Source organism: Mesorhizobium sp. M0208 (genome assembly GCF_040322015.1).
Classification (GTDB): Bacteria; Pseudomonadota; Alphaproteobacteria; order Rhizobiales; family Rhizobiaceae; genus Mesorhizobium.
Genome location: NZ_JAMYSP010000064.1, coordinates 1 through 17,943, shown reverse-complemented (window position 1 = coordinate 17,943; position 17,943 = coordinate 1). Strand labels below are relative to the sequence as shown.

Annotated in this window: 20 protein-coding genes and 2 pseudogenes; 7 read left to right on the top strand and 15 right to left on the bottom strand. The window is 60.9% G+C overall.

Features of this window, described 5'->3' with window-relative positions; all coding sequences use genetic code 11:
• Positions 1-98: 98 nt before the first annotated feature.
• Positions 99-533 carry a redox-sensitive transcriptional activator SoxR gene (soxR, locus tag NKJ17_RS32135; RefSeq protein ID WP_127862987.1) on the bottom strand — a complete coding sequence of 145 codons (435 nt, stop codon included), beginning with the start codon at positions 531-533 and terminating at the stop codon, positions 99-101.
• Between the two features lie 85 nt (positions 534-618).
• On the opposite strand from soxR, the gene NKJ17_RS32130 reads away from it, so the two are divergent.
• From NKJ17_RS32130 to NKJ17_RS32120, 3 genes are all read left to right on the top strand, one after another.
• Positions 619-1,341 carry an SDR family NAD(P)-dependent oxidoreductase gene (locus tag NKJ17_RS32130; protein ID WP_352506253.1) on the top strand — a complete coding sequence of 241 codons (723 nt, stop codon included), beginning with the start codon at positions 619-621 and terminating at the stop codon, positions 1,339-1,341.
• Positions 1,338-2,432, top strand: coding sequence for an S-adenosylmethionine:tRNA ribosyltransferase-isomerase (locus tag NKJ17_RS32125; protein WP_352478392.1), 1,095 nt, complete (start codon positions 1,338-1,340; stop codon positions 2,430-2,432). Before NKJ17_RS32130 ends, NKJ17_RS32125 begins: the two co-directional genes overlap by 4 nt.
• A gap of 198 nt (positions 2,433-2,630) precedes the next feature.
• A complete protein-coding gene (locus NKJ17_RS32120) occupies positions 2,631-2,831 on the top strand; it encodes a hypothetical protein (RefSeq protein WP_352478394.1) in 201 nt (66 codons plus the stop codon).
• A gap of 14 nt (positions 2,832-2,845) precedes the next feature.
• On the opposite strand, the gene NKJ17_RS32115 is transcribed toward NKJ17_RS32120, so the two are convergent.
• The 11 genes and pseudogenes from NKJ17_RS32115 to NKJ17_RS32070 form a co-directional block, all read right to left on the bottom strand.
• Positions 2,846-3,073: a hypothetical protein gene (locus NKJ17_RS32115; RefSeq protein WP_352478395.1), complete on the bottom strand. Its 228-nt coding sequence runs from the start codon at positions 3,071-3,073 to the stop codon at positions 2,846-2,848.
• Positions 3,074-3,550: 477 nt separating this feature from the next.
• A pseudogene (locus NKJ17_RS34190) lies at positions 3,551-3,671 on the bottom strand (AAA family ATPase); the annotation flags it as partial.
• Between the two features lie 178 nt (positions 3,672-3,849).
• Complete coding sequence (locus NKJ17_RS32110) at positions 3,850-4,041, bottom strand: DUF6494 family protein (protein ID WP_023679340.1); 192 nt, start codon at positions 4,039-4,041, stop codon at positions 3,850-3,852.
• Between the two features lie 802 nt (positions 4,042-4,843).
• On the bottom strand, positions 4,844-5,986 hold the full coding sequence (locus tag NKJ17_RS32105; protein WP_352506395.1) for an MFS transporter: 1,143 nt from the start codon (positions 5,984-5,986) through the stop codon (positions 4,844-4,846).
• Between the two features lie 722 nt (positions 5,987-6,708).
• Entirely contained in the window at positions 6,709-7,413 is a 705-nt protein-coding gene (locus NKJ17_RS32100; RefSeq protein WP_352506251.1) for a GntR family transcriptional regulator, read from the bottom strand.
• A gap of 102 nt (positions 7,414-7,515) precedes the next feature.
• The gene (locus NKJ17_RS32095) at positions 7,516-8,256 is read right to left on the bottom strand and encodes an aspartate/glutamate racemase family protein (protein ID WP_352506250.1); all 741 of its coding nucleotides are present in this window, start codon (positions 8,254-8,256) and stop codon (positions 7,516-7,518) included.
• Positions 8,257-8,264: 8 nt separating this feature from the next.
• On the bottom strand, positions 8,265-8,987 hold the full coding sequence (locus NKJ17_RS32090; RefSeq protein WP_352691725.1) for an ABC transporter ATP-binding protein: 723 nt from the start codon (positions 8,985-8,987) through the stop codon (positions 8,265-8,267).
• 2 nt (positions 8,988-8,989) lie between these two features.
• Complete coding sequence (locus NKJ17_RS32085; RefSeq protein WP_352478402.1) at positions 8,990-9,769, bottom strand: ABC transporter ATP-binding protein; 780 nt, start codon at positions 9,767-9,769, stop codon at positions 8,990-8,992.
• A 4-nt stretch (positions 9,770-9,773) separates the two neighbouring features.
• Positions 9,774-10,748, bottom strand: coding sequence for a branched-chain amino acid ABC transporter permease (locus NKJ17_RS32080; protein WP_352506249.1), 975 nt, complete (start codon positions 10,746-10,748; stop codon positions 9,774-9,776).
• A gap of 5 nt (positions 10,749-10,753) precedes the next feature.
• A complete protein-coding gene (locus NKJ17_RS32075; protein WP_352478406.1) occupies positions 10,754-11,620 on the bottom strand; it encodes a branched-chain amino acid ABC transporter permease in 867 nt (288 codons plus the stop codon).
• A gap of 77 nt (positions 11,621-11,697) precedes the next feature.
• Positions 11,698-12,900, bottom strand: coding sequence for an ABC transporter substrate-binding protein (locus NKJ17_RS32070; protein ID WP_352691724.1), 1,203 nt, complete (start codon positions 12,898-12,900; stop codon positions 11,698-11,700).
• Between the two features lie 479 nt (positions 12,901-13,379).
• Between NKJ17_RS32070 and NKJ17_RS32065 the strand changes: the two genes are divergently transcribed.
• Positions 13,380-13,586, top strand: coding sequence for a hypothetical protein (locus tag NKJ17_RS32065; protein WP_352506248.1), 207 nt, complete (start codon positions 13,380-13,382; stop codon positions 13,584-13,586).
• Between the two features lie 614 nt (positions 13,587-14,200).
• Here the strand turns inward: NKJ17_RS32065 and NKJ17_RS32060 are convergent.
• Positions 14,201-14,458, bottom strand: a complete 258-nt coding sequence (locus tag NKJ17_RS32060; RefSeq protein ID WP_352506247.1) for a hypothetical protein — start codon at positions 14,456-14,458, stop codon at positions 14,201-14,203.
• Positions 14,459-14,574: 116 nt separating this feature from the next.
• On the opposite strand from NKJ17_RS32060, the gene NKJ17_RS32055 reads away from it, so the two are divergent.
• Positions 14,575-14,841, top strand: coding sequence for a hypothetical protein (locus NKJ17_RS32055; protein WP_352506246.1), 267 nt, complete (start codon positions 14,575-14,577; stop codon positions 14,839-14,841).
• 65 nt (positions 14,842-14,906) lie between these two features.
• Here NKJ17_RS32055 and NKJ17_RS32050 read toward each other — a convergent pair.
• Together NKJ17_RS32050 and NKJ17_RS32045 are read right to left on the bottom strand one after the other, a co-directional pair.
• A pseudogene (locus tag NKJ17_RS32050) lies at positions 14,907-15,527 on the bottom strand (recombinase family protein).
• A gap of 20 nt (positions 15,528-15,547) precedes the next feature.
• Complete coding sequence (locus NKJ17_RS32045; protein WP_352691722.1) at positions 15,548-16,240, bottom strand: hypothetical protein; 693 nt, start codon at positions 16,238-16,240, stop codon at positions 15,548-15,550.
• Positions 16,241-17,095: 855 nt separating this feature from the next.
• Between NKJ17_RS32045 and NKJ17_RS32040 the strand changes: the two genes are divergently transcribed.
• Both NKJ17_RS32040 and NKJ17_RS32035 read left to right on the top strand, forming a co-directional pair.
• Positions 17,096-17,272 carry a hypothetical protein gene (locus NKJ17_RS32040; protein ID WP_352478410.1) on the top strand — a complete coding sequence of 59 codons (177 nt, stop codon included), beginning with the start codon at positions 17,096-17,098 and terminating at the stop codon, positions 17,270-17,272.
• A gap of 4 nt (positions 17,273-17,276) precedes the next feature.
• Complete coding sequence (locus NKJ17_RS32035) at positions 17,277-17,519, top strand: DUF982 domain-containing protein (RefSeq protein WP_352478412.1); 243 nt, start codon at positions 17,277-17,279, stop codon at positions 17,517-17,519.
• Positions 17,520-17,943: the final 424 nt, after the last annotated feature.

Genomic DNA, 17,943 nt, shown 5'->3' with positions numbered 1-17,943 from the left:
ATCCAGCCCCCGCCGCGCGTCAGGCTGTTCGCAACCTCATTGTCGCACCACCCACTCTGGAAATGCCGGTAGTTCGAGGTGTCCACTTGCCTGCCAACTCACCCCAGCCAATACCTCGGCCCCGGCCCCTTGCGTCCTGCCATATCGGCAGGGTTCGCAAGGCTACACCGGTCGATCGACAGACAGCCGCAACCGATGCACTCGGTAAGCCCGGACCTCAGGCGCTGCAACTCGGCGATGCGCTGGTCGATGCGCTTAGTCCACTGGCCCGACAACCGCGACCAATCCCGACGCGACGGCACGCGATCGGCTGGCAACTTGGCGAGCTCGGCGCCGATCTCCTCAAGCGTCAGCCCAATTCGCTGCGCGAAGACGATGAAGGCGATCCGGCGCAGCACGGATCGCGGATAGCGTCTGTGTCCCGAGCCGGCCCGCTCGGACGCGATCAGCCCGCGCTCCTCGTAGAAGCGCAGGGCCGATGAGGCGACGCCGCTGCGCCGCGACACGTCGGTGATGGTCAGCATGGAATCCATGCATGAACGAAAGCACGATTCCCGCTTGACTTCAAGTTAACTTGAACTTGTAGCAAGGGCCATAAAGCTTGAAGGAGCACCGGCAATGCAGTCGAATATTGATCTTCAAGGACTTCGCGTGGCGGTCACGGGCGGCACCTCCGGGCTCGGAATGGCGCTTGTGCGGCAGCTGACCGTGCAGGGTGCGTGCGTGGCCTTCGTCGCTCGCACCGCCGCGAATGTCGAACGCATCGCTGACGAGACGGGCGCGCACGGCATTGTCGGCGACGTCGGCAAGAAGGAGGACACCTACTCGATCGCACTACAGGTCACTGCCAGCCTCGGCGGGCTCGACGTCCTGATCAACAATGCCTCGAGCCTCGGCCCTGTCCCTCTGGCGCTCCTCGCCGATACTGAGTGCGAGGAGCTGGAAGTGGCGCTCGCGGTCAACCTGGTCGGCGCGTTCCGGCTGACGAAGGCCCTGTTCGGTGCGCTTGCCGCGTCCGCACGCGAGGGCCGTGGCGCGATGGTGATCAACATCTCCAGCGACGCGGCGGTGAACGCCTATCCCGGCTGGGGCGCGTATGGGGCGAGCAAGGCCGCTCTTGCCCATCTGACGGCGATTTGGGAGGAGGAGGCGAAAGCCGACGGCATACGGCTCCTCGCACCCGACCCTGGCGACATGGACACCCCGCTGCACGCGCTAGCGCTTCCTGACGCCGATCCGTCTACATTGAAACGCCCCGAACTGGCTGCTGCCGAGATCATCGAAAAGATGATCGACGCGTTACAGGTCCGCGCTACGCTTCACGCCGGGGCATGCGCATGATTGCCGCCGATCGTTCCGATCGGCGCGCAGCCAGGCTGTTGGTCGTCGAGGCGGACGGCACGATGCGCGACCTGCCGCGCGCTGGAATCGCGACGCTATTCGGTCCCGGCGATCAGGTCGTCGCCAATGACGCCGCGACCTTGCCTGCCAGCTTGCACGGCACGCATGTCCCAAGCGGTGAGGCGATCGAGATCCGCCTGGCGGGCTGGCTGTCACTTCCCGATCCAACCCGTTTCGTGGCGATTGCCTTCGGCTCGGGCGATCACCGCACGCGCACGGAAGACCGGCTGCCTCCACCTCCGCTGTCACCAGGCGATCGCCTCCGGCTCGGCTCGCTTGACGCCGTCGTCGAGCGCCTTCTCGACCATCCACGCCTTCTCGAGTTGCACTTCCCAGGCAACCGCGCAGCGGTGCTTGCAGGACTGGCGCAGCACGGCCGGCCGATCCAATACGCGCATGTTCCCCAGCCGTTGGCACTGTGGGATGTTTGGACGAAGATTGCCGCCGGGCCGGTCGCGTTCGAGGCGCCGTCGGCAGGCTTCGCGCTCGACTGGCGCACGCTCCAAGCCTGGCGTCGGCACGACGTTGGCTTTGCAACACTCACGCATGCTGCGGGCGTGTCTTCCACCGGCGATCCCGCGCTCGACTCGCGCCTTCCCTTCGACGAGCCATACCGCATCCCTGGGCGCACCGCGGCGCAGGTCGCGCGGGCGAAGCTGCGCGGCAGCCGCATCATTGCGATCGGCACAAGCGTAGTGCGCGCACTTGAAGCAGCCGCCAATCCCGGCGGCAATGTGCGTGCCGGAAATGGCATTGCGACAGGGCGCATCGCGCGGGGCACGCGGCTTCGCGTGGTCGATGCGATTCTCACAGGCGTCCACCAGCCCGGCGAAAGCCATTTCGAGCTCCTGCGCGCCTTTGCCGATGATGCTCTGCTCGCTAAGGCCTCCGCAGCCTTCACCGCGTATCGATACCGCGCGCATGAATTCGGCGATTCCATGCTGCTCAATCGCCAACCGCTGCTTCTATCGCGCGAACGGAACCGTGCCGAGGTGCTCGAGACGAAGCCTCTACTCGAGGCGTGGCTATGATGTCGGCAGGTTCGGTGGCATTCCGGGCCGCACCGCGAACGTCAGCTTCGGAGAAGTGGAACAGACCCAAGGTTGATTGACGATTCTCCCCAGGTCCACCCGGTTCCGAACCGGCACAACGCGCCAATTGCCGACCTTTCCGGCGAGTGTACCACTACCCACTGCCGCCCCGAGCATCCCCGACACCGAGCCGTCGGCATGACGTCGACCGATCGCTCCGCCGCGGCCTGGATCGACCAATCGCTGGCCCACGTCGCTGAAGCCATCGGCCGCATGGACGACGATCGGTTCCTGGCCGAGCACCAGTCCGCCCACGATGAACCGCGCTCGCCGTCTGTGGACATGGTTGCCGCGGTGCTTGAGTGGTGGCGCCGGTGGCCGGTGGGGCGCGACGAATGAAGCGCCGGCCCAGTTCAACCTGGGCGACGCCGTTCAAAGCTGGGGGGATCGATCTTCACCAAGCGGTCTGCGGCCTCGACCGCAGCTCGTATCCTGCTGCGCAGCGCGAGATTCTTGGCCAGCATTTCTTCAGTGCGTTGAAGCGCGAGCTCGGTCCGATGGATGCGCTGCCTGGCAATGGCAACTTCCGATGTCAAAATATCGGCCGCTATCCCGTGGCCGTGGGGTTCCATAGTGTCCATCAGTTTCTAATACATGGGGGGCGATATCGTTCCCTGATATCGGGCGAGCGGGGTGCCGCCGTTCCTCTATCAGTGATGAGCGCTGCCAATATGGTCCGGCCGTCTTTGCAGCCGCGACAGGCGCGATGGGCCGAATAACCAACGCGCTCCCTGTCAAAACAGCGCCAGAAACAAGGCGCCCCCCTCGATCCATCCTGATGCGGCCCGATGAAGTGCGGGATATCAAATCAGCCGCCGACTATGCTGGCCGCGATGACAGGACCATTCGTCGTTGGGCAACGCGATATGGGATCGGGCGCCAGAGTGGACGAGGTGCGCCCCATCGAAATTAGCCTGCCAGCCTTGGAAATGGTTGCACGGCAAATTGGAGGCGCTGGAGACGCTGCGCGCCGGCGACAGATCAAATCGATGCTGCGGCCGCGCTCGAGTTTCAAACGGGCAACCGGCGTTGGAGACGGTCGCCCGGCCGCTTCACGTAACGGCGCGGCGGGCGAACGCCGCCGCGTCAACCCAGGAATAGCACATCGCCGTTCCGATCAAGTTCCTCCGCGACGACACGTCGGCCCGGTTCCTCGACAACCGCATATCCTCGTCGGGCGCCTCCATAGATTCGTTGAACCAACGACTGGAAAGGATCGGTGTTTCGCGTTCCGTTAGAGTCGCAAGAGCGTGGGGTGAGCGGTACTACATCCACCCGGCCAGACGCCATTCCAACCGCTGATCCGTCTCGACGCTTTCGGCCGCCTCGGCCGTCTCGCTAGGTCGCTTCGCCCGGCTTATGGAAGTTCGATCTCGCCGTCCACCACGTGGTTAAGGCCGGTGCCTTCCGCCGTCAGCGTCATGCGGACCTTCAGCTTCTTGCCGCCGATTTGCCCTTCGCGCACCGTCTCCTCGATCTTGCGCTGAGAGGTGACGCCGACTTCCTTCAGGAACTTGCGGATCGACATGTTGACGGCGTCTTCGCTCATGGCGGAACTCCTCTGTATCCGGAAGGGATTGTAAGGGAAGGCAAGGGATCAAGGAAGCAGGACGGTGACGCACGGTTTTATAGAAATAGACCTGGAGCCGGGTGGAGACGTCGGGTCCTTAAACTTGATCGGCCCCTGGCAGGAGGAGTGGAACCGATCGACGTCTTGCGCAGAAGGAGCACTATGACGGCTATCTCGGCCTTGCTCTGACCGATCAGGAAAAGAGTGATCTGATCGAGTACCTCAATCGATCTGATCAGCACTCGGCGCTTCTTTGGGTTCGATTGGGAGGAAAGATCATTAAAGAAGATCGTGGTGAGGTAATTGCGGGTCGGCACAACAGGCCAAGCGCTGTCTCGCCGGAAACTTCTTAAGGTGTCGATGACCGGCGCGGGCGATTGCAGGTGCAGGTGGGCTTGCTTCCTGCATGACAGGTCAGCCTGCGGCGCGGCGCCGAAACAACCCCAAAGCCTGTGGCGCTTTATTAGGATGTTCCAAACAAAGGTCGCCGCTGCGCCGGGTGCTCCCATTTCCTGAAGCCGAATGCATCCGAGATTATCGCGGGTGAAATCAGCCCCGATGGTTGGTGCCGCTTCTACAAAGCACGGCCTGCCTGATCGGCAGAGCCCAGCGGAGACTTTCGTTGTCTGCTGCGCTGGCGGGTGATGGTCTGCAGGCATCGGGTCGAGGATGTCGGGTCACATTAGGCATTCGACAAGTCCGGAGTCAGAGCCGAAGTGATCAACGACCTTTCCAATATTTGCCTTCCCGATTGACCCCTCCCGGTCAAGCAACTCAAATATCAGCGTTCCTCTGGCGGCTTGACGTTCTGGAACTGCATCAGCAGCAGCAGATCATAAATGATTTTGAGTGCGCCGCAGATCAGGAGGGGCCATGCCCGGAACGAGGCAGCGAACAGAACGCCCGCCAGGGCGGGACTGGCTGCGGCAGCCAAACTGCGCGGTACCGATGTGAAGCTCGCGGCGGCTGCCCGCTCCGCCTCCGTGACGACCGCCATGACGTAAGATGAGCGCGTCGGGACGTCCATCTGCGAAAGCGCGGCACGGATCAGCAGCAGGGCGAGCGCCAGAGGGAGCGTCGGCGCAAGCGCCGCCAGCATCAGGGCGATGCTGGACGGAATGTGTGTGAACACCATCGTTTTGATGAGTCCGATGTGCCGCGACAGCCAGGCGGCAACGGGGAATGAGAACGCCGAAAGGATGCCGGACCAGAAGAAGAAAAAGCCCGCTTCCGAAAGCGACAGGTCGAATTTTTCGAAAAGCCACAGGGCAAGCAGCGACTGGACGAGGAAGCCGCCGGCAAAGGCATCAAGGCTAAAAAGGGCCGCAAGCGTGAAAACGATATTCCGCGAGGGGCCAAGCGCGGACGTGCTGCCGGAGTCCGACGTTGGACGGCGCTGCGGGATCTGCGCGTAAAGGAGACCGCCGAGCAGGCCCAGCAACGCATAGAGCACGAACATCGCCTTGATGCCGGTGAGTTGATCGAGGCCGGCTGGAGCCAGAAGATCAGGTGTCGCCGAAGCGAGCGCGCCAACCGCGGCTGCGAGCGCACCCACAAGGCTGTAGCGCGCGAACATCTTGGTCCGCGCGGCGTCGGTGACTTCGCGTGTGAGCACGGCATGCTCTAAGGGCACGAATACGCTGACGCTGCCGGCCGACGGGTTGATGGTGCCTGCGAAGGCGATCACCAAAAGCAGCGCGTAGTCGTGGACGACAGCAAAGGCCACACCCGTGGCGACCATCAGACTGGCGGCGGTAAGCAGGAGTTGGCGGTGATCGTGTCGGGCACCAAGGAGTCCGACGGCGATGGTCAAGAGCGCTGAACCGAGCAGCGATGCGGTTGCAATGATGCCGACCTGCAGAGGCGCGAAGCCTAATGCGAGGAGATAGACCGGCAACAGAACGGCCACGAAGCCGTCGCCCATGTCCCGCAGGGCTCGGGCCGCAAAAAGAAAAGTCGCCGGGCGGATCTGCTGCACTGATCTAGCCTGACCTCGTCACCTGCATTGGCGTCACCGGCTTTGGCAGCGTCGCTCGACAGGGCCGGAAAGATCATGACGGAGTCGCATTAGACATTCCAGCAAGGCGAATATCGGATTCAATCCTCGGGCTACCGCCCAACAATGCTGAATCATATCGTGTCAACGGCTTGCAACGACCGAAGACGCAACTGGCGCATATTGCACTTGGCTGTCAAGGTCGGGAATGAGGGTCAGAACCTGCCCGTGATCTTGCATTCAGGGAAGGTCCGAGAAGGGTCGGATCGCGAAGTTCCCTGCATTGAACGTCCCAAGATGGCGATAGTGCCGTTTCGGAACCCGGTGGACCGGGAGCAGGATCGCCAATCAACCGGGGATCATGTTGCAACCAAGTTCGAATGTCGCGTTGCTGGCAAGTAGAAATGTCGCATTGGGACGTTTCAGGGGTAGGCGCCAGGTCAGGATTGCGGGGTGACGTGCATCCTGGCTTCGCCGTGAGCGCCCAATCGGGGGCGATCAAGTATGGCACTTCGGCTTAACTACCTTTGAGAGCGGCCACTTACGCGCGAGCTTCGTTGGCCGGTGTCGGTTGCGGGTGATCCGATATTCGTCCAGCATCGCGACGACATCTGCAATGCGAAGCTTGGCGAAGAGTTTGACAGCGCAGATCAGCGCAAGATGTCCGACAGGCTCTCGGGCTTCTTCTCGCCAAGTGACAGATCAAGGCCCGACAGAAGTTCGACGAGATGGCTTCGCATCAGGTCGGACGCGTTTTGTGCGTCGTGCTTTTCGATGGCATCGACGAGGGCGTGATGGGCGTGGCTTTCGCAGGTGGTGTCGCGGCGGCGCCAGTAGAGCGCGATGATCAGCGACGACCGCGACAGCAGGTCTTTGACGAAAGCGGTCAGGATAGAATGGCCGGCGATTTCGGCTATGCCGACATGGAATTTTGCCGACAGCATGATGGCGTCGCTGTCGCGGCCGGCATGCAGGGCCTCGTGCTCTTTTTCGAGATGAAGCCGCAGTTGCGCGATCTCGGCCGGCTTTGCCACTTCGGCGGCAAGCGCCGCGACCTTGGGCTCGATCAGCGCCCGCGCCTCGAAGACCTCGCGCGCTTCCTGCTTGGTCGGCTGGGCGACGAACGCGCCGCGGTTCGGCTCGAGCCGAGCCAAGCGGTCATGCGACAGCGCCTGCAGCGCCGCGCGTATCACCGCGCGGCTCACCGAATAGATCGAGGCGAGTTCGTCCTCGGGTAGTTTTGTGCCCGGTGCGAGGCGGTGGCTGACGATGGCGTCGCGCAGGCCGGCATAGACCGGAAACCAGCGCATCGTCGGCTTATCGCCATCCCGTGGCTTTGGCCCAAGCAGGTCCATCGTCTCATTGTCCCGGCGGCCGGATCGCATAGCGGCACGAACACCGCGTTTCCGGCCGCACATCGAACATCCTGTGTGGGAATGTCAACAATTTTGCACGCATCAGGATAGACGGCCGGAGGGCGAAAAGGGCGCAAAGATTCCGGCGAAGGATTTTTCGAGTGGAACCTGGTAGCCGCCGCGCTTTGAGGTCGACAGGCCAAGGCCGACGAGGCTCTCGCAGAGTTTTACTGCGCAGGCGACGCCGTCGAGCACGGGAAGGCTATGTTCGCGGCTGAGCGCGGCGGCGAGGTCGGCCATGCCGGCGCATCCCAGCACAATCGCTTCGGCCCGGTCGTCGCGGATGGCGCGCTCGATCTCCTCCGAAATTCGATGGCGGGCGTTGGAGCCGGGCACTTCGAGCTCCAGAACGGGAACGTCGCTTGCCCGCACCCTGGCGCAGCGGCTGGCGAGGCCGTAGCGCACCAGATTGTGCTCGATCGCCGGCACCGAACGCGACAGCGTCGTCACCACGCTGAACTTGCCGGCAATCAGGCTCGCCATGTGAAACGCCGCTTCGCCGATGCCGACCACCGGCATCTCGCCGACGCAGCGTACTGCGTCGAGGCCGGTGTCGTCGAAGCAGGCGATGACGCAGGCGCTCGCCGCCGGATGTCTCTGGATCTCGCCGATCATTCCCGGGATGGCGAAGACCTCGTCGAAATAGCCTTCGACGCTCGGCGGCCCGTCCTTCGGATTGACGGCGATGATCCTGGTGCCGGCCGAAGCCGCGCGGCGCGCCGCCTCGCCGATCTTTTCGGTCATGGACGCGGTGGTGTTGGGATTGACGACGAGTACGTCCATTTGCGCTTTCATATTTCGCCGCCGAGATAGAGTTTCTTGACCCGGTCGTCGCCAAGCAGCTCAGCCGAATGTCCGGCCAGCGCGATCTTTCCGATCGTCAGTGCGTAGGCGCGCTGCGAGATGCGCAGCGCCATGCGCGAATTCTGCTCGACCAAGAGAACACTGACCTTTTCGTCGCGATTGATCGCCACGATGGAGCGGGCGATGTCCTGAACGAGCTTCGGCGCGACGCCGAGCGAGGGTTCATCGAGCAGCAGAAGCTTCGGTTTGGCCATCAGCGCCCGCCCGATCACCAGCATCTGCTGTTCGCCGCCGCTCATCGTACCCGCCGTCTGGGAATAGCGTTCCTTCAGGCGCGGGAAGCGCCCGAGCACCATGTCCAGCGTCCTTGCGATTTCGGCCTTGTCGATGCGGGTGAAGGCGCCCATCATCAGATTGTCGCGCACCGTCATGTAGGAAAAGACGCGCCGACCCTCCGGCACCATGGCGATGCCCATCCTGACCAGCTCGTCAGGGCGCGTTCCGTCGATGCGGTGGCCCTGGAAATGAATCTCGCCGCTGCGGACCTTCTTCAGGCCGGTGATGGCGCGCAGGATCGAAGATTTGCCCGCGCCGTTCGCGCCGATTAGCGCGACGGTCTCGCCCTCGTTGACGTTGAGCGACACACCCTTCAGTGCATAGACATGGTCGTAGTAGAGTTCGACGTCGGAGACTTTCAGCAGTTCGCTCATGGCTAAAATCCGATCGTCTCATCTTCGGCGCCGAGGTAGGCCTCGATGACCTTTTCGTTCTCCTGGATTTCCTTCGGCGTTCCCTCGGCGATTTTCACACCGAAGTTCAGGACGACGATTCGGTCGGAAATGTTCATGACGGCGGGCATATCGTGCTCGACCAGCAGGACAGTCACGCCGCGCTTCCGCACGCCGCGCACCATCTCCACCGCGCGCACGGTTTCGTCATGGTTCATGCCAGCGAAGGGCTCGTCGAGCAGAAGGACGGTCGGGTTCGTGGCGAGCCCGATGGCAATCCCGAGCGCGCGCAGATGGCCGTGCGGCAGCGTGCTGGCGATCTCATGCCGTTGCGCGCCGAGACCGAGGAAGTCGATGATCTCGTCGGCCGAGCGGCCGAATTCATCTTCGTCGCGCCGTGCGGTATTCGTGCCGAGATAGAAGCCGGCAAGGCTGGCATTGGAACGCAGGTGATGCGCGATTATGACATTGTCGCGCACCGTCATGCCCTTGAAGATCGTCGTCTCCTGGAACGTGCGCACGACGCCCTTCCGGGCGACGATATGCGGCGCCAGGCCTGAAATCCGCTCTCCCCGGAACAGCACTTCGCCCGAGGTCGGATTGAGAAAAGAGGAAATCAGCTTGAACAGCGTCGATTTGCCGGCGCCGTTGGGGCCGATGACGGAAAGGATCTCGCGTTCGCGGACCGCGAAGGAAACATTGTTGACCGCGACCAGCCCGCCGAAGCGTTTGGTCACTGCCTTGATCTGGAGAAGGTCAGTCATGGTCCTAGCCCTGCTTCTTGCCGAACAGCCGGAGGCTGAGCAGGCCGTTGGGAAGGAACAGCATCAGCGCGATCAGCACCGACGAGAAGATCAGCAACTGGAACTCGCCGGTCTCGAACAGGAAATCCCAGCCGAAATAGAGCACGAAGGTGCCGATCATCGGCCCGAAGACGTAGCTGAGCCCGCCGAGGAAGCAGTTCAGCATGAAGTTCACCGAGTCGGTGACGGTGAAGCTGGACGGATAGATCGACTGAGAGATGGCGACGAACATCGCGCCGCCGAGACCGCCGAGGAACGAGGAGATGGCGTAGGCGATGACGCGCAGATAGGCGATATTGACGCCGATCGAGGAGGCCAGTTCCTCGTTCTGCTGCAACGACTGGCAGAGTTTGCCGATGCGCGAATGGACTAGGCGGTAGAGCGCTGCAAAGCACAGCACCATCAGCACAACCGACACCAGATAGAAGGCGGGACGCGGATTGGCGAGCGTCGCGAAATCCGGAAGGATGGTCAGCCCGAATATCGAGATGCCGCCGGGGAGCGGAATGCTGACCATGCCCTTGGCTCCGTTGGTGATCGGCAGTGCCAGTGCGAGCAGCCGCGCCACTTCGGTCAAAACCAGCGTGACCATGGCGAAATAGACGCCGCGAAGCCTGAGGATGGGCAGCCCGATCAGCACGCTTGCAGCGGCGCAGAATAGCCCAGCCAGCGGCAGTGTCAGCCAGAACGACACACCATACTGGACGACAAGGATGGCCGAAACATAGCCGCCCATAAGCGCGAAGGCACCCTGGCCGATATTGATGCGGCCGATGTAGAAAGTCACCCACACCCCGGCGCTGGCGATGCTGAGCAGCGCGACCGAAGTCAGCGTGTAGTAGAGGTCGAGCCGACCCGTCGCCTCGATCAGCCAGGGCACGCCGATGAGTACGACCAGCAGGAAGACAGCGACGCCGAGGATGTTGCGTGTACGCTTCATGTCGATCACCCCCACGGCTTGCCCATGAGCCCGTTCGGGCGGATGCTCAGGAACACCATCAGCGCGGCGAAGATGACGAGATAAGTGACGTCGCCATATTGGCGTAGCACCGTCAGGCCGACCGATTCCATCATGCCGAGGATGAAGCCGCCGGCGATCGCTCCGCTGACCACGCCGGCGCCGCCGATCATCACCATCAAGAACGCCTTGATCGAGATCGGCCCGCCGATGCCCGAATTGACGCCGGTGATGGCGACCAGCAGCCCGCCGACTATGCCGGCAAGCATCGCGCCGAGCGCAAAGCCGATCATCGAATAGCGGTCGACCTCGACGCCCATAAGCTGTGCCGCGACCCGGTCCTGCGCCAGCGCCCGCATGGCGCGTCCCGGCTTGCTGTACTGCATGAAAAGCACGAAGGAGGCGATGAACAGTATGGCGAGTGCGCCGACCAGCAGCCGGTCGTAAGGCATTATGAGGCTGTCGGAGACGAAGACGCCGTTGACGATCTTCGGCACGCCGCGCTGCTTTTCGCCGAACAGGAGGAGGATCACGGCGTCGAGGAAGAATGCGACCGCCGCCGCGAGAAGCATCGTACTTTCCTCCCGCACGCTTCGCCTAATCACCGTTCTGAAAAGGAATTTCTCGACCAGCGCTCCAATGACCAGCAGCGTGATCCCGGACGCGACGAGCGCGACGACGAAAGGCATGCCGAGCTGGCCATAGACGGTGTAGGTGATGAAGCCACCGAGAACGTACATCTGCCCATGGGCAAAGTTTAGCACGTTCATCAGAGCGAAGATCAGGGTCAGACCGAGCGCGATCAAGGCGTATTGCGCACCAAGATAAAGCCCGTTGGCGATGACTTGTTCCATCAGGATGGTTCCCGTCCATTCAGAGGCTCAAGGCGAATGCACGAGCCTCTGCGGCAATCCGCTTCAGTGCAATTGCGTCAATCGACTTGAGCGACGAAGAGCGTCTCGAACTTGCCGTCGCGGTATTCCGTGACCACCATCGGGACCGAAAGCTGGCGCTTCTGGCCAAACGACGTCATTCCGACATAGGTCAGCTTGGCATCGCCCTTCAGATAGGGATTGGGCGCCGAGAAAGTGTCGATCGTCTTCTTGAACTCCTCGACATTGTCGATCGCGGCCGGGTTCGCCTTCAGCGTCTCGATGATGTATTCGAGCGCGTAGACCTTGGTGTTGGACTCGTCATTGTATTCGCCAAACATTTTCGTATAGCGGTCGACGAACTCCTTCATCATGTCGGATGCGATTTCGGGCGTCGATGCGCCGCCGACTGAGATGAAACCGTTGGCCAACTCGCCCGCGCCCTCTTCCAGCACCTTGGCATCCTGCGCCGTTTCGGTGGAGATCAGACCTTCGTAGCCGAGCTCGCGCGCGGCGCGGATCAGCAGCGGAGCATTGCCGGGCGCGACACCCGAAAGCACCAGCAGGTCCGGTTTTTGCAAAACGATCGGCGTCAGTACCGGCGTGAAATCGCGGGTATCGTTTTGGTAGACGTCCGTGGCAGCTACAACCTCAAGCCCGAGCGCCTTTGCCGCGGCAACACCGCCATCCCGTTGACTCAGCGGATCGGATTCGTTGGCGGCGACAAAGGCGACTTTTTTCACGCCCCTGTTTTCCATGAGATATTTGTAGATCGCCGGAGCTGACTGGTAGTTGGCGATCATGCCGAGCACGGCGTTGGACGCCGGCGGGGTGTAGAGTTCCTTCGGGAATGCGTAAGGAAAATAGATGATGCCCTTGGATTCTGCCACGGGACGCACCGCCGCCGCGCCGTCGTCGACATTCGGACCGACGACATAGTGGATGCCCTCCTGGGCCATCTTCTCGATGCCGGCGATCGCCCGCTTCGGGTCCTTCTGATCGTCGAAGGTGACGATTTTGATGTCATAGGTCTCGTCACCAATCTTCACCCCGCCGGTTTCGTTGATCCAGGCGGCGCGCGTCTGCATCGAGCGGACGTTGGATGTGCCCCACGCAGCGGCCGCGCCACTCGTCACGCCGACAAAGCCGATCTTGAGTTCCTTGTTGGCGGCTTGCACTGTGATTGTGCCGCCGGCCATGATTGCCAGCGCAGAGACGGCGCCGAGTGCGGCGAATGTGATTATTGAACGTCTGTTGATCATTGTTCTTTCCCCTTTGGAGGCCGCGCATTGTTGCGACAGAACTCGACCGATACGCGGACTTTTGTGAGTCAAGGCTCAAATCAATTATCTGTCAACAAAACTTTTACAGATTGTTGACAATCTTGTGCGGTCGTAGAGGAAGGACGTAGGACCGGCACGGCTTCGTGTCGGCGATGGTGCGGCATCCACAAAATAGGAATATAATCCGCATCCCATCAAGGCACATAGACTTCGTCCCGCCCTCAGCGCATGCTCGTATCGGGGAGCTGAAGGGCAACATGGACGCGATCAACGCACACCGACAAAAGGGCGGCTGTGTTGCCGGCACTTTGTAAGCCGTTCCAACGTTAAAATTGTCGGCTTGCTTCCCGTCCCTCGCGACTGCGGGGTGGTCGTTTAATCGATTGACTCGCGTAATGCACCGGCAGTTAATCTCCCCGCCAGGGCAAAAAGACGGGCTATGAAACTGGGAGCAAACGATGACTGTCCAAAAAGAAGACTATCGAACCAACAGAGCCGACTACGCCACAGCTGCGATGCATAGCCGAGCGACCGCTGAGGGCGATCGTGATGATTTGGTGGCGAGGAAAAAGTCCCTGTGGGTAACAGATCGGCGATCTGCAAAATTGGCTGCAAACCCGTCAGAAAGCTCGCCAGAACCCAAGGCAAAAGCGCGCGGTAAGTGAATCGTGCCAGCCACTTTCTTACCGCCGCGTACTTTGTTCGCATGGTTCAAGTACATTAGATTTGTCTAATGTACTAACCAGTCAGTCGAGCATTCCCGAACGCTCGCTGGTCAGGCCAAGCGGCCCCCTAACCCAAGCCGCTGGGCCGCCCCCTAAGGAAGTGCGTGTATCCCTGAGGCGGTCGTCGGTGACCCGCCTCCGTACCGCGGCCGGGATCGCAACCACGTCATCGACCCAACGCCCCGCATCGGTACCGCTCAAACGAATGGCAATTTTCTGTCCAGATGCGTTTAGTATCCATTCTCGGGAGACCCACGCGTGGTCGCGTGGGAGACAAGTGACTCCCCTTTAAAGGCATCGAGATGCTACCAGTGCTGAAAAGTCAGTTCCTTAGACCTAAAGATCGGGCGATTTGCCAGCGGGTTGTCGACCAGATAACCGCCGACGCTAAATGGTACAGCACTTCGATAGACGGTCAGATTCTGGTCTCGACCACGCTGAATCTCTTTCAATCAGGGGTCGTAAACGAAACGAATTTGCTGGCACATGTTCGCGCGCGGCGCCACGACTTCACTAAACTGACAGCCTAGCTCCACCCGGGCGGAAACAGCGCGCTAAGCTGCAGCATACACGTTTCCGCAACGAGAAAAGGCGGCAGATCGAGGTGCCAGCCCTGTTCTGGCTGAGTATCTTGTAGACACCAGCTTGACGCGCTTCAGAACAATGGTCTCGCCGTGCGGATGTTCGTCGAGGTCATCGATTCCGACCCCATGCTCAGCGATCCGGTCAAGAAGCCGGAGACCGGACCGGATGACCGTCGCCCTGGCAGCGCCTTCCACCGGCGCAGCGATCTGCTGTTCGATATAATCCATCTCTGGCTTCGCCATGAGGTCGAGAATGTGTGGGAACATCTTGCTGTACACGCGTGGTCGATAGCGGCTCTTTGTGCCGAGAACGCGGTTGGAGCGCCTGGATCCTCGGCGACGTGATGGTGCATGAGGCCCGACAGAACGGCGTCAACGGTCAGGTCGAATGTTTCCTGATCCCGGTTCCGGCGCTTGTTCGTCCTGAGCCCGACATGGGCCTCGCAGTTCAGGAGCAGCCCGATCGCTTCCTGGACGATAGCCTTGGTGTTCTCCGATGCGGCGAACCGATAGGCATTGAAGGGACTGTCGCGCTCTTCCTCTCCGTCATCGAGTTCGGTCACGATAGGGGTAGTCTGATCCATCTGCAAAATTTCTGGTCTTCAAAATAGCCACCCCGCATACGCGGTCGCATGAACGGCGATAAGCAGGCAAGGTGTCGCGGGAGCGCTCCTCGCTATGCCGCCCTGTCCCGCTTTGCCAGCTTCGCCACGGTCGCCCGAGAGCAGCCCATTACGTCGACAATCTGATTCCAGCTTGCGCCCGTCTTCAGCATCGCCGAGGCAGCGGCGTTCCGCTTCGCGTCCTCCTGCCGGCCCCGCATACGCCCGTCGGCCTTGGCCTTCTCGATCCCTTGGACCTGCCTCCTTCTTCGGTCGGTGTAGTCCTTGCGGGCAATGGCTGCGAGCATGTCCAGCATCATACTATTGATCGCCTCGGCCATGCGCCGGGAGAACTCGTCGCCTCCATCACTGACAGCCTGCCAGGATGTCGGCAGGTCCAGCGCCACGACGCGCACCTGCTTCGCCTTCAGGTCGGCTCTCAGCTTCTCCCAATCGGCCTCGTTCAACTGGGAAAGACGATCAACTTGCTCCACCAAGAGCACGTCTTGGGGATGACAATCGCGCATGAGCCGATCCAGCTCAGGACGCTTCAAGGTTGCCCCACTCTCGTTCTCTTCATACCAGGCGGCCACCGCCAGACCGCGCTCTTTTTTGAATCGTTCAAGGTCTTCCCTTGCCCGTCCTGCGTCTTATTCCTTGGTTGATGCGCGGAGATAGGCCCTGATGAAAGACATGTTCGGAAACCCTCTTCAGTTCAGTTAAGATGGTTTCCGGTTTGGCTGGTACCGCTGGAGCATACCATACGAGACCGGGTGCCTCGGTGGGTCACTTGATGAAGGAATAGGGCGTCAGGAACGGCTGACCGTACTGACCGGGCCAAGACCCCAAGAACTTGACGGAATAGCCTTTGAGGAACCCCGGTCGCCGCGTCTCGAAGTTCAGCCATGTTTTGGGAGACGAACGCCATGACCGCGAACGATTGCCGAAACATTGCCCAATACCCGGTCACCCCAAGCTCCATGCCTTTGACAAACCTGAAGCTGAACTGATCTCCCACATTCTTCCGGCCCTGCGACATGGTGTAATCCGCCCCGAGGATGTCCAGAAATGCTTGGGGCAGCCGGCCTTGAAATCGTTCATAGTTTGAATGCCATCGCGCAAACACGCCACCAGCCGGGCCGACAATCTCCCCAGTAACCCAGTGGTGAAGGGCAAACCCATGCGAGCGGCGAAGGTAGTCATTACGGAGGACATGATCGGCCCGTTCGCCGCCAGCACTCCTCCGCCCTTCAACGTAGCGGCCGTCCTCCTTCGGTCTGCCCAGTTCGGCGATTAGGCTGGGATAGTTTCGGTACACAGATTTGATCGACCGCTTGACGTCGTCATGCTGTTCAGCCGTCGTCGGGTTGGGCAGGAAGCGGCTTGCGAACGCCGCGACATCGTCCATCTCGCGTGTCCCTTCAGTGACATTGCTTGCAGGTAGTCACTTCCCCGCCCTTCGGTCGCCACTTTCCATCGAACAGCCCCCTTGGCGGTACGTGGTCGATGTCGACGCCGCGAGTCGATCCGGCACAATAGATGCAGAACGGCTGCTTGCTCCGTAACTTCTGGCTCAGACTCACCATGTTGGGGTCCAACTCTCCGACACAACATGTTACGGCCTCGCTGGCGGAAAGCGAAGGGCGCATGGGGGAGTCTCGCGCGAGCCAGTTATCCGATCCCCCGCTCAGAAATTTCTACCAAACATTCCGCCCCCTTCACACGAAATCGTATGTTGATTTTTTACCACTGTGGATCATCAATGATCGCTTGGGTTTAGCTTGAGGGGGCTCCCAGGATGGGCGATCAACCGAACTCTCCACCCGCCGCAGCTGCCACGAAGGACCTTGTTCAGAAAGTGATCCTGCAAGCCTCTCGCGGTGAAGTCTTATCCGTAAAGGAGACCATCGCAGAGATACGCCGAGACTCTTCGTATCTGCTGGTTACTGACGATGAGCTGGTCTACCTTATAATCACTGCGGCCCCGGCCTTCGGACTGTCAGTCGCGTTCGACCTCCACGAATAGTCCTCCCGGCAGCCCATTGGTTCGACCTCAGGTGTACGTCGGGACGACCGATCCGGGGTTGTGGGACCAAAGGCGGATCGAGGCGCGCTCTATAGGGTCGAGAGGGCAGGGGGTCCTCGCGCGAGCCAGTAATCCGATCCCCTGCTGAGAAATTTCTACCAAACATTCCGCCCATCATTCAAAGGAACAAATCCGCTCGCGGTGCAGTTCGGTCCTTTTAAGCATGCAGGCCGGAACATGGCTGAAATCGATAAAGCCAAACAGAAGGTTATTGCCGAAGTTGTGCGGCGGTGGATCACTTCAGAGGTAATCCGCAATCACCTTCGCAACCTGCTAAATCTGCCCGTAGAACGGGAGCTGCCGGCTGAGCAAAAGCATTTGCTGCAGGAACTTGATAGGGCCGACAAAGAGTGACTGTATGGCACTCCATTGGTTCTCCCCTCCGGTCCCCGTCAAGACCGAGCGTCCCGGGACCCTTCGCAACGTCAACAACGCCGAGACAGCCGGCGAGGAGCTGCTGAAGTGGACGAAGCGTGGCCCTTGCTGGGACCTCGCGGTGAGCGTTTGCATGGCCGTGATATTCGACGAGATGGAAGCTGAGGAGGCCCGTAAGGCATTCCTGGCTGCCGCTAAGGAGGAGGGTAGGCTTTTTCCTGATTAGCAGGTCGCATCGCTCTTCGCGCGAGCCAAATTCGATCACCGGCCCAGACATCTCTACCAAACATTCCACCCCCTCTAATTATCCCTCAATGGCAACCCATTGGTTCGTCCCTCCCGTGTTCGTGAAGACTGAAACCGGCGACAGGCATGGCTGCAACAATGCGAGGGCAGCCCTTGAGCAACTCAAGAGGTGGACCCGCAGAGGACCCGCTGGCACAAGGCGGTGAACCTTTGCCTGTCAGATCTAGAGAGCGATCCGATTGACCCTCAGGTGGTACGAAAGGGCTTTGAGGCTGCCGCCAAGGAAGCCAAGGTGTATCTCTCACCAGAGTAGGAACCCTCCACTCGTGTTCATCGAACCGGTTCGCCATCCGGTCCAGCAGCTTACGGGATGCCGCAATTACGCGGCGGGTTTCATCAAGTGA